General features: G+C 70.9%; 8 protein-coding genes and 2 pseudogenes. 6 read left to right on the forward strand and 4 right to left on the reverse strand.

Going from position 1 to position 11155, the window contains the following annotated elements:
• Window positions 1–194, reverse strand: a pseudogene (locus ACWD5O_RS36050) (transposase); the annotation flags it as partial.
• A gap of 35 nt (window positions 195–229) precedes the next feature.
• On the opposite strand from ACWD5O_RS36050, the gene ACWD5O_RS36055 reads away from it, so the two are divergent.
• Window positions 230–802, forward strand: coding sequence for a hypothetical protein (locus ACWD5O_RS36055; RefSeq protein ID WP_450088059.1), 573 nt, complete (start codon window positions 230–232; stop codon window positions 800–802).
• Window positions 803–957: 155 nt separating this feature from the next.
• Here ACWD5O_RS36055 and ACWD5O_RS36060 read toward each other — a convergent pair whose 3' ends face one another.
• Together ACWD5O_RS36060 and ACWD5O_RS36065 are read right to left on the reverse strand one after the other, a co-directional pair.
• The gene (locus tag ACWD5O_RS36060) at window positions 958–1950 is read right to left on the reverse strand and encodes a helix-turn-helix transcriptional regulator (protein ID WP_354967358.1); all 993 of its coding nucleotides are present in this window, start codon (window positions 1948–1950) and stop codon (window positions 958–960) included.
• Window positions 1951–1952: 2 nt separating this feature from the next.
• Window positions 1953–2948, reverse strand: a complete 996-nt coding sequence (locus ACWD5O_RS36065) for a helix-turn-helix transcriptional regulator (RefSeq protein WP_450088060.1) — start codon at window positions 2946–2948, stop codon at window positions 1953–1955.
• Between the two features lie 336 nt (window positions 2949–3284).
• Here ACWD5O_RS36065 and ACWD5O_RS36070 point away from each other — a divergent pair, with 336 nt between their 5' ends.
• Window positions 3285–7709, forward strand: coding sequence for a S8 family serine peptidase (locus ACWD5O_RS36070; RefSeq protein WP_387328423.1), 4425 nt, complete (start codon window positions 3285–3287; stop codon window positions 7707–7709).
• Between the two features lie 271 nt (window positions 7710–7980).
• Window positions 7981–8469 (forward strand): annotated as a pseudogene (locus ACWD5O_RS36075) (adenylate/guanylate cyclase domain-containing protein); the annotation flags it as partial.
• On the opposite strand, the gene ACWD5O_RS36080 reads toward ACWD5O_RS36075, so the two are convergent.
• A complete protein-coding gene (locus tag ACWD5O_RS36080; RefSeq protein ID WP_449936249.1) occupies window positions 8441–9091 on the reverse strand; it encodes an IS110 family transposase in 651 nt (216 codons plus the stop codon). The pseudogene ACWD5O_RS36075 and the gene ACWD5O_RS36080 sit on opposite strands and share 29 nt — an antisense overlap.
• A 126-nt stretch (window positions 9092–9217) precedes the next feature.
• Between ACWD5O_RS36080 and ACWD5O_RS36085 the strand changes: the two genes are divergently transcribed.
• From ACWD5O_RS36085 to ACWD5O_RS36095, 3 genes are all read left to right on the forward strand, one after another.
• Window positions 9218–9583: a hypothetical protein gene (locus ACWD5O_RS36085; RefSeq protein ID WP_354967355.1), complete on the forward strand. Its 366-nt coding sequence runs from the start codon at window positions 9218–9220 to the stop codon at window positions 9581–9583.
• A 16-nt stretch (window positions 9584–9599) separates the two neighbouring features.
• Window positions 9600–9974 (forward strand): acetyl-CoA C-acetyltransferase, encoded by a 375-nt coding sequence (locus ACWD5O_RS36090; RefSeq protein ID WP_354967354.1) that lies wholly within the window; start codon window positions 9600–9602, stop codon window positions 9972–9974.
• A 12-nt stretch (window positions 9975–9986) separates the two neighbouring features.
• A partial coding sequence (locus ACWD5O_RS36095) for an MFS transporter (protein WP_450088061.1) occupies window positions 9987–11155 on the forward strand: 1169 nt, incomplete at its 3' end.

Raw genomic sequence — 11155 nt, forward strand, 5'->3', positions numbered from 1 at the left:
ATGTGCAGTACCCGGTTGATCTGTCGGTTCCCGGCGCGGGAGAGGCGGTGGCGTACTTGCTCGCCGGATGACGCGTCGATGGGGGCGGTGCCGTTTCAGGAGGCGAAGTGGGCTCGGTTCGGGAACCGGGTGATGTCGCTGATTTCGACCAGCAGCCGGGCGGCGCCGGACGGTCCGATGCCGTGCAGGTCCATCAACCGCTTAACCCTGCACCGGGAAGGAAGAGGCGTTGATCATCACTACGACGGGGCCCCGCCGACGCGTACGTGCGGCCACCGCGGTGCTGGCCGTCGCCGGCGCCGGGTGCTCCTCCTTCACCGAGGCTCCCACCAGCACCCCGTCAGCGACCGCCGCCGCCCCGTCCTCGACCGAGGATGCGGAGGCCGCCGAGGCCCGGGCCGACGCCCTGGCCGCCTACAACAGCTATCGGGAGGCGCAGCTGGCCGCGATGGCGACCAGTGACGTCTCGGGCGGGGATTTGCGGCGGTACACGGCTGACCCGCTGCTGACGCAGATCCGGCTGACTCTGCAGCAGCACCAGCAGCAGGGACTGATCAACGCGGGCACGCCGTCCTGGTCGCCGCAGGCGACGCAGGTGAATGTCAGCTCTCAGCCCTTCACGGTGCAGATCGAGGACTGCTTCGACCACGGCAACTGGCGTGTGGTCCGCAAGAGCACCGGTGAGGCGGTTTCCGCGCCCGGCCAGAGCACCCGCTACCCGGTCGTGGCCAAGGCGGTCCTTTACGACGACGGCCGCTGGCTGATCCAGACCGCACAAGCTCAGCGGGAACGGCGCTGCTGAACTCTCGCTGAGCTCGCCCGCTGGTGGAGAGCTGGGTTCTGGGCCACACTTCGCCCCGGCGAGGTCGGAGCAAGGCGGCGGATGAGGATAGCGTGTCCGCCACCCGAGTCGGCAAAGCCGAAATCTGCGGCTGCTGAGCCGGGCGACAGCGGCTCCTACGGTTCGTGCTCTTCCCGCTCTTCCCGGCGGGCGGCCTGCACACCGGCCTGAAACCGGGTACGGGCGCCGAGTGAGGCCATCAGCGCTGCGATGTGTCGCTGCGCGGTGCGGTAGCCGACGCCGAGCTGGCGCGCGATCGCCTCGTCGGTGAGCCCGGAGAGCAGGAGCGCGATGAGCCGTCGGTGCTCGACCGGAGGGCGGTGGTTCGGTGGCGCGGCCGGAGAGGGTTGCAGTGGCAGGGCGGACCGCCACAGCCCTTCGAAGAGGTGCCCCAGGGCGTCGAGGAGCGCGCAGGGCCGGAGCAGCACGGCGCTCCCACCCTCGTCGTCGGGCCGGCGGATGAGCAGGCCGTACCGGCCGTCGGCGAGGTAGAGCTTGAGTGGCAGGGTCGGCAGTACCCGGGCCTGCTGGCCGGCGGCAACGAGCTGTTCGAGCCCGTGCAGGGCGCCCGGCTGTTCGAGGGACGAGCGCTCGTAGATGGTGCGGGAGCGCACGCCTCGCCGGAGCAGCTCGACCCCACCGCTCGTCGTGCCGGCCCCGTCGAGGTACGGGGGCTTGTCCAGGCAGAGGATCTCCGTCTCGGCCGTACGCCGGAGGCGGTGGAGCCGTTCCAGCACCGCCTCGCGCCCGCTGACCACCTCCAGCACGGCGGTCGAGTCGGTGAGGCTGGGGTCCGTGCGGTGGACCGCGGCCAGGCGGTGGAGGTTCTCGCGGGCGGCCTGCAACCGCCGCTCGTACGCCCGGATCGGTGCGTCGAGGGCGACCTCGGGGTCGACGGCCGTGTAGGTGGTCGGGTCGTCGTCGCCCGCCACGACGAGCCCGGCGGCGGCGAGCGCGCCGAGCGCGTCACGCAGCGGCTCGGAACGGATCCAGGACCGGTCGAGGTCGACCGCCGTGGCACCCGGCTGCGCGACGACCAGTTCGTACGCCGCGGACTCGACCGCGGTCAGGCCGGCCGCGTCGAGGTCGCCCTCCGGATGCGTCGGCACTGTCAGACCACGCCTCGGGACGTGGTGATCCAGCCGCGGCGGATGGCCTGGTAGCCGGCCTGGAACCGGCTGGCCGCCCCCAACCGCCGCAGCATCGCGCTGATCCGGCGACGCACCGTGCGTTCGGTGCAGCCCTGCTGGGCGGCGATCGCCGCGTCGGTCAGCCCGGCCGCGAGCAGGGGTAGCAGTTCGCCCTCGACCGGCGACGGTGCGTCGCCGACCTCCACGAGCTGCGGGTGGCCGTCGCGTACCTGCAACGGGACGCCCTGCTCCCAGGTGATCTCGAACAGCGCGCCGAGCATCTCGATCAGGGTCGGGTCGCGGACGAGCATGGCGGACTCGACGTTCTCGGGGTGGACCGGGAGCAGCGCCAGCGGGTGGTCACTGAGCACCAGCTTGATCGGCACGGTGGAGACGCGGATCTCCTCGCCGACGGAGAGCCCCTGTGCGAAGTCGGCGAGCCGGCCGGGATCGTCGAGCCCCCGCCGGTCGTAGATCACCCGATAGTGGATGCCTTGGCGCAGCAGCTCCAACTCCACCGGCTCGTTCAGGGGCGGGACGTCCACGTAGGGCGGAGCGTCGAAGACCCGTACCTCATGACGGGCGCTGAGCTGGACGTCGATGAACGCTTGCTTGATCGCCTGCTTTCCGTGCAGGATCTCGACGAGGCCTCCCGCGTCGTGCGGGTGCTGACCGGCGTGGAAGACCGCCGCCAGCCGGGCGCGCCGGGCCCGGGCGCGGGACAGAGCGCGTTCACCGGCGAGGGTCAGTACATCGGAGACCTCGTCCGGTGCCACCGCCTGGAATCGCGCCGGCGCCCCGGGCAGTCGCAGCGCCAGCCCCAACTCCTCGAGCCGGGCGAGCAGCGCACGGGCCTGCCCTCGCCACGGCTGGTCGGCGGCCGACCGGTCGAGCGTCTCAAGGGGAACCACCGGGCGTTCGAGCAACCACTCGTAGAGCGCCTGCTCGGCCGCCGTGACCCCCAAGATCCGCAGCACCCGTTCATCGTGCGGCAACCCCGGGTTGATGTCCATCCTGTTCCCGCCGGTGGCGTGAACCGGACGTCACAACCGCCTTCTGCCGAATCGGCAGTGGTGGCATCGTCGGCAGGCGCGCTCGCCAGGAAACCTGTGCCGGTGCCGGGTGCGCTCGCGACCATGGCCGATCGGCTCAGCCGGCGGGCGCAGTCGTGAGTCGACTCGCCGAAGGAGAGTGCGCAGCGTGCCAACCGAAGCAGTACCCCTGGATCCGACCTGGCGGAGCGCGACACCGCCCGAACCGGCGCTCCCGTGCGCCGGCCCTGTCACCGTCGCGCCACGGGCGGGAGGTGCCCGATGAGCACCGTCCGAACCGCCCGGCGTGCACGTTGGTCCCAGCTCGTCAGCCTAGTCGCTGCGCTCGGCCTGGTGGCCGGCGTGACGGCCGTGACCGGTGGGCCCGGCCAGCCCGCCGCAGCAGCCCCGGAGAAGCTCCAGCCGGAGCTGCGGGCGAGCATGCGGACCCTTCCGGTGCAGCCGTTCTGGGTACGCCTGGAAGACCGCGCCGACCTGTCCGCGGCGTCGGCCGTCAAGGACTGGAACGCGCGCGGCGCGGCGGTCGTCGAGGCGCTGCGAAAGACGGCCGAGAAGAGCCAGGCCGACGTCGTCCGCCGGCTGAAGGCGGAGGGCGTGGAGTACCACACCTTCTACGCCTCCAACACCGTCTACGTCCCCCGCGGCACCCTCGACCTGGCCGAGACCCTCGCCAAGGAGACCGAGGTCAGCGCCATTCAGGTGCACCGCATGTACGAGCTGCCGGAGCCGCTGAAGGCGCAGCAGGTCGCCGACGTCGACGAGGTGGAGTGGGGCGTCCACGCGATCGGTGCCGACCGGGTGTGGGCGGACGGCACGCGCGGCGAGGGCATCGTCGTGGGCAGCATCGACAGTGGCGTGCAGTTCGACCACCCCGCCCTGGTGAAGTCGTACCGGGGCAACACGGGCGAGGCCGGCTTCTCGCACGACTACAACTGGTTCGATCCGTCCCAGGTCTGCGGCTCGCCGTCGCTCGCGCCCTGCGACAACAACCAGCACGGCACGCACACGATGGGCACGATGGTCGGCGACGGCGGTCCCGGCAACCACATCGGTGTCGCGCCCGGTGCCCGCTGGATCGCCGCCAAGGGCTGCGAGGAGCGGGGCTGCTCCGACTTCGCGCTGCTCGCCTCGGCGGAGTGGATGCTCGCGCCGACGAACCTGGCCGGCCAGGACCCGCGGCCGGATCTGCGCCCGCACATCGTGAACAACTCGTGGGGCACCGACAACGGCGCCGCCAGTGACCCGTGGTTCGCCGACATCGTCGAGGACTGGCGGGCCGCCGGCATCTTCCCGATGTTCTCCAACGGCAACGCGGGCGAGGGAGGCTGCGACACCTCCGGCACCCCGGGGGACTACGCGTCCACCTACAGCGCCGGCGCCTTCGACGTGAACGGCAAGATCGGGTACTTCTCCAGCCGGGGCCCCGGCGCGGGCGGCATCACCAAGCCGAACATCGCCGCCCCCGGAGTGGACGTCCGCTCCAGCGTTCCGGGCGGCGGCTACGGCGTACTGAGTGGCACGTCGATGGCGAGCCCACACGTGGCCGGCGCGATCGCCCTGCTGTGGTCGGCCGCGCCCGGACTCATCGGGGACATCGCCGGCACCACGGCCGTGCTCGACCAGGTCGCCGTCGACGTCAGCGACACCAGTTGCGGCGGTACGCCGACCAACAACAACGTCTGGGGCCAGGGCAAGCTGGACGCCTACACCGCGATCGCGGAGGCCCCGCGTGGCGAGACGGGCCAGTTGGCCGGCAAGGTCACCGACGCGAAGACCGGCGAGCCGATCAGCGGTGCCGAGGTCCGGATCAGCGGCCCGATCCACCGTACGGTCACCACCGGCGCCGACGGCAGCTACGCCGCCACGCTCTCGGCCGGCGAGTACGGCGTCACCGCCTCCGCCTACGGTTACGGCGACGGCACCGCGTCGGCGACCGTCACCGCCGGCGCCAACGCCACCCGGGACATCCGCCTCCAGCGCAGCGCCGAGGTCGAGGTCAGCGGAACGGTCACCGACGACTCCGGACACGGCTGGCCGCTGTACGCGCGGATCAACGCGCCCGGCCTGCCGGTCGAACCGTGGTTCACGGACCCGAAGACCGGCCGTTACGAGCTGACCCTGCCGGCCGACTCGACCTACCACCTGATCGTCACCCCGCTCTACCCGGGCTACCGGACCAGCGCGGTCGACGTACCGGTCGGTGAGGGGGCCGTGGTCCGGGACGTCCGGGCGGGGATCGACGAGACGTCGTGCCTGGCGCCCGGCTACGCGTACCCGCTGCGGGCGAACTTCGAGGGTTGGACGGACCCGGCCGAGCGGGCGGGCTGGACGGTCGAGGACAACCTCGGTGGCGGGCACGCCTGGCAGTTCGACGAGCCTGGCGGTCTGGACAACGTCACCGGGGGCACTGCCGGGTTCGCCACCGCCGACTCCTGGCACAACGACCTGACGGAGGAGGACACCAACCTCGTCTCGCCGGTGGTCGACCTGTCGGGTCAGAGCGCACCGCAACTCGCGTTCAAGACGCTCTACCTGGGTGAGGGCGGGACCGCGCGGGTGGGCATCGACCTGAGCGTCGACGGCGGCTCGACCTGGACTACCGTCTGGCAGAAGAACACCGAGAACGCGCTCGGGCCGGTGAGCGTTCCGCTGCCGCAGGCCGCCGGTCAGGCGCGGACCCGGCTGCGTTTCCACTACGCCGGCAGCGGTATCGCCCTGTGGCAGGTGGACGAGGTCACCGTCGGCGCCTGCGGTCCGACCCCCGGTGGCTTGGTCACCGGCGTGGTGCGCGACGACAACACCGGTGACCCCGTCGACGGCGCGAAGCTGGTCGACAAGGCGAGCCGGAGCGAGCTCGCGGTGAGCGCCGCGACGCCGCTCGACCCGAACCTGCCGGACGGCTTCTACTGGCTGTTCAGCTCGCAGGCCAAGCCGACGTTCACGGTCAGCTACCCCCGGTACGCCACCGGCGAGGCACGCACCACCGTGTCGCCGGACCGCGTCACCACCAAGGACTGGCGCCTGCGCGCCGGGCACCTGAAGGTCAGCGCAGAGAGCCTCGACCTCACCACGCGGCTCGGGAAGTCGGCCACCCGTACCCTCACCCTCACCAACGACGGCACTAGTCCGGTGCACGTCAAGCTGGGCGAGCAGGTCGTCACCCCCACCGGCCCGGCCGGTCAACGGGTCGCCGAGCAGCCCGGCGCGCCGCTGCGGCGCGTCAAGGTGGATCCGCCGAGGACGGGACCGTTGCCGAAGGCGCCGGCGGGCCAGCCGGTCCAGCCGGCGGAGCTGGCCAGTCCGGAGGACGCGACCCCGGCCGTCGAGCCGTGGGTCCGGATCGCCAACTACCCGACCCGGATCCTGTACAACGCCGCGGGCTACCACGCGGGCAAGCTCTACTCCGTGGGTGGGACCACCAACGGCTTCCTGGAGGGAATGACCCGCGGCGGGTACGTCTACGACCCGGTGACTCTCACGTGGAGCCCGATCGCCGACTCCCCGGAGGCGGTCGCGAACGGGTCCGGCATCTTCCTCGACGACAAGATGTACGTCGTCGGTGGCACGAGCATGCAGGGCACCGTGCTCAAGACGGTGTACGTCTACGATCCCGCCCAGGACTCCTGGGGACGGGCGGCGGACCTGCCGCAGCCCGTCAGCGACGCCGCGATCGCGGCGCTCGATGGGCGGCTCTACGTCGTCGGAGGCTGCTTCGAGTCCTGCCCGGCGCACGCCGCGACGGTCTACCGGTACGACCCGATCCAGGACTCGTGGACCCGTCTCACCGACTACCCGGTCGGGGTGAACGCTCCCGGCTGCGCCGGGGTCGCCGAGCGGGTCGTCTGCGCGGGCGGGTACGACGGTGACAACATGGTCGCGTCGACCTTCGTGTTCGACCCGGCCAGCGGCGAATGGACCCGGGGCGCGGACGCGCCGTACGGCGTCTTCGCCATGGGCGCCAGCGGCGCCTACGACAAGTTGCAGCTCTTCAGCGGCCTGCAGAACGGCTCCATGTTGACCAACGAGGCAATCGAGTACGACCCGGTCTCGGACAGTTGGGGCCGCCTGCCCAACGTGAACCTCCCGACCTCCGACGCCGCCACCGCCTGCGGCGTGTACCGGGTCGGTGGTTCGGTGGGCCTGTGGAACCCGCAGCTCAGCGCCGAGATGCTGCCGGGGTACGACTACTGCGGCGGTACGGCGGACGTGCCGTGGCTGTCGGTGGACAAGCGGGAGTTGGACGTGGCGCCGGGCCGTTCGGTCCGGGTGACCGTCCGGGTCGACGGTGACGAGGTCACCCAGCCGGGTGACCTGGCCGCGCGGCTGGTCGTGCTCACCGACGCCCCGTACCCGGGGAGCAACGTGGCGGTGACCGGTCACTTCGAGGCGCCGCCGAACTGGGCGACGCTGAGCGGGACGGTGACCGACGCCGCCACCGGTGGCGCGGTCGGAGGTGCGACCGTGACCGTCTGCGGCGACTACCAGGCCGACGGTCACGGTCAACAGGGCTGCGGGCCGGTCAGCTACACCGTGGTGACCGACGCCCACGGCCGCTACCAGCTGCGGCTGGCGAAGAACCAGAAGGTCCAGGTCACCGCGGCCGCGCCCGGATTCCAGCCGGCGTCGACGGTGACCACGGTCCGGGGGGCGAAGAACACCGTGAACATCGCCCTGCGTACCGGCTGAGGCCGGCACCACTCCTAGGGCCAGTCCCGCCGGAACCGGTCAGCCGGTCCCCGGCGGGGCTGGCCCGCCCCGTGAGCGGGCACGATCGTGGGCCGAGGCCTGCCGGCCCGAGCCCCGGGAGCGCCGGACAACCACCGAGCGGAGGGCCGACCTTGCCCTGGGCGTGGCCGAGTGGCACCTTGAGTCCGAGCCCGGCCGGGCCGTTCTCACGATGCGTGACCGCTCGGCTTCGGGCAGCATGAACCCGACGTCACGGGCGGAGGTTCGACGCATGGCGGAACGGATCCAGCTCCCGACCGGGTGGGTGACCTTCGTGTTCACCGACATCGAGGGCTCGACCCGGCTCGCCCAACTGCTCGGCCCGGACTACCGACCGGTGCTGCGCGAGCACCGCCGGTTGCTGCGCCGGACACTGGCCGGCACCGGCGGCGCGGAGCTGTTCACCGAGGGCGACTCGTTCTTCCTCGCGTTCGCGGACGCGACCGCCGCGTTGACCGCCTGCCTCACCGCCCAGCGGGCCCTGACCAGCCACGACTGGCCCACCCCCGAGGCCGCGCCGAGGGTGCGGATGGGCCTGCACACCGGCTACGCCGAACCACGCGACGGCGAGTACGCCAGCCCCGATGTGCACCGTGCGGCCCGGATCGCCGCCGCCGCGCACGGCGGCCAGGTGCTCTGCTCGGCGTCCACCGCCCGCCGGGCCGACCCGCTGCCCGCCGGCGCCTCCCTGCTCACGTGGTGCCGGTGGAGGCGACCAGGTCCTTCAGTTCCTTGTCTGCCTCCTTGGAGCGCCGGTAGACCCGTTCGAGGTCACCGATCAGCTCCGCGGCGACCCGCCGTCGAGCCTTGCCGACCGCGTCACGGGGCCGGACCGTGGCCAGCAGTGCCTTGGCCTGGGCGGCGGACAGACTCTTCTTCGCCCCACCCGGAATCAGTTCCAGCAGCAGTTGGTGCAGCTGGGACACCATCCGGGTGTGGTCCTCACCGAGGGAGCGGCGCCGGTCGACCAGAATCCGCAGCAGAGCGAGCTGCTCATCATTGACCACCGGGCGCAGCCCGGCCATGCGGGTGCCGACCAACGCGATGGAGTGAGCGTCGGTGGCATCAGTCTTGCGGCCCTGCCCGGTGGCGAACACCCGCACCCTGGCCGACAACTTCGGCGGGACGTCGAGGACCTGCTCGCCATCGGCCAGTAGCCGGTTGGCGATGTGCCGACCGATGCCCTGGCAGCCCTCGATCGCCCAGACCCGGTGCGGCCATCGGCTGGCGTACTTCCTCATCGCCATGTAGCCGTCGCGGTCGGTGTCGAACCGGCCGCCGCCGACGACGGTCTCATCGCCGGCCATGACCTCGATCGTGGCAGAGCGCTTGTGCGGGTCCATCCCGATGACCACACGATCTGACGTGCCACTCACCGCGTCCTCCGATGCTCGATCCACCTGGGTTGTCGAGCCGGGAGGGCAACGCTACTGCGACGCATCCACCTGGGCAGGTTGCGATGGCCAGCCGTGGCGTTCGCCCTGCTGTACTTCACGCTGTCGATCGTGCTCCCGATCGCCGCGCTGGTGCTGAGCGCGGTGCGCACCTCCCCGTACATGATGTCGTTCCGCGATCTCACCAAGCCGGGTTCGGTGGACTTCAGCTCGTTCGGCACCGTTCTCCACTCCGACCTCTTCCTCAGTGCGGCCGGCAACAGCGTGGTGGTGGCTCTGCTCGCCGCCGCCGCCGGCACGGTGCTCTCCTTCCTCGTCGCCTACGTGCTGCACCGCACCAAGGCTCGCGGCCGTGGCGCGCTGCAGTCCGTGTCCATGGTCCAGCGGCCAGAACGACGGTGCCGCGGCGTGCGTGGTCACCACGCCGGACCGCGCTCGTGATCTCGGGCTCGACCCGATGGTCAGGCTGGTGGGCTGGGCAGTAGCGGGTGTTCCTGCCGCGACCATGGGAATCGGCCCCGTACCAGCGACAGCAGCCGTACTGGGCCGCGCCGGGCTGACCCTCCACGACGTCGACCTGATCGAAGTGAACGAGGCGTTCGCCGCCCAGGTCCTGGCCTGCTTCGACGAGTGGGGCATCAAGGACGACGACCTGGACCGCGTCAACGTCAACGGCTCGGGAATCTCGCTGGGCCACCCCGTCGGCGCCACCGGCGTTCGAATCCTCACTACCCTCGCGCACGAGATGCGACGCCGCGACGCCCGGTACGGACTGGAGACAACGTGCATCGGCGGTGGTCAGGGCATGGCCGCGCTCTTCGAGCTCGCCTGAGAAGGACCGGCCGTGCCTCAACTCTGGGAAAGGCCGACGGCGAAGCGTTGGTTCTTCCATTTATGCGTCTCCACAGCACTGCTCCCGGCCGTCTACAACGCTGTCCGCGTACTCGTGTCGTATCGGGCCCTCGCACTGGGCGGCGACGCCCTGGCCATCGGGATCATAACGGCACTGTTCTCGCTTGTGCCGTTGATCGTGGCCGTCCAGGTGGGGCGGGCTGTCGACCGGCGGCACGCGGCTGCCGTACTTCGCACAGGGGTGGTGCTTACTGCGGTCTCCGTACTGGTGGTCGCGGTCAGTGGTGACCTGGTCGTCCTCGCCCTCGGCAATGTGCTCCTGGGATTCGGCCAGATCCTGACCACGGTCTCCGGGCAAGGTCTCGTACCCATCCTCTCGAAGCCCCACGAACTCGACCGCCGGTTCGCCGGCTGGACATTGAGCGTGTCGATTGGCCAGTCGGTCGGCTTGCCCCTGGCCGGGCTCGTTGCCGCCGCGAGCAGCGACGAGCGCTCTGTGGCCACCACCCCGGCGCTCCTGACGATGATCGCTGGCGCAGTGCCCGCGGCACCGTTCGCTTTCGTCCTAAGTGAACGCTCTTCTCTCGCCGGAACGTCCGCCAGGGACGTGCAGCAGTCCGTGTTCAGAATGCTGGCGATCCCAGGCATGCGGCCTGCGCTATTCAGCAGCCTGGTGGTCCTGACCTCGATGGACCTGCTCTCGGCCTACCTGCCGGTTCTCGGAGAGCAATTTGGCTTCAGCGTGATCCTTGTCTCGCTGCTGCTGACCGTGAGGACGACGGCGTCAGTCGTGTCTCGCGCCGTCCTGCCGCGCCTGCTGAAGTCCTTGCCACGCCCCTGGCTCCTGGTCTCCGCCACGTTGTGCTCGGCGTTGCCGATGGCCGCGGTGCCGCTCCTTCGCGAGCCCATGGCAATGGCGCTTCTGCTGGCGATTGCCGGCTTCTTCTGGGGCATTGGGCAACCATTGACCATGACCTGGGTCGTCGGACTGGTGTCACAACCGAACCGCGCATCCGCCCTGTCGCTCAGACTCACCGGGAATCGACTGGGTCAGGTTCTCGTGCCGCTAGTACTCCAGCCGGGGTTGTTGACCTTGGCTGAGCTGTGGCTCGGTGCGGTGTGGGAACGAGGGCAGCCACCGTCGATCATGGACGGTTGTGT

It is taken from the genome of Micromonospora sp. NPDC005161, assembly GCF_053599855.1.

Bases quoted from the DNA above. Each gene is read 5' to 3' on its own strand.
- ACWD5O_RS36070 (WP_387328423.1), top strand. From the start codon at position 3,285: ATGAGCACCGTCCGAACCGCCCGGCGTGCACGTTGGTCCCAGCTCGTC.
- ACWD5O_RS36080 (WP_449936249.1), bottom strand. From the start codon at position 9,091: ATGGACCCGCACAAGCGCTCTGCCACGATCGAGGTCATGGCCGGCGAT.
- ACWD5O_RS36090 (WP_354967354.1), top strand. From the start codon at position 9,600: ATGGTCAGGCTGGTGGGCTGGGCAGTAGCGGGTGTTCCTGCCGCGACC.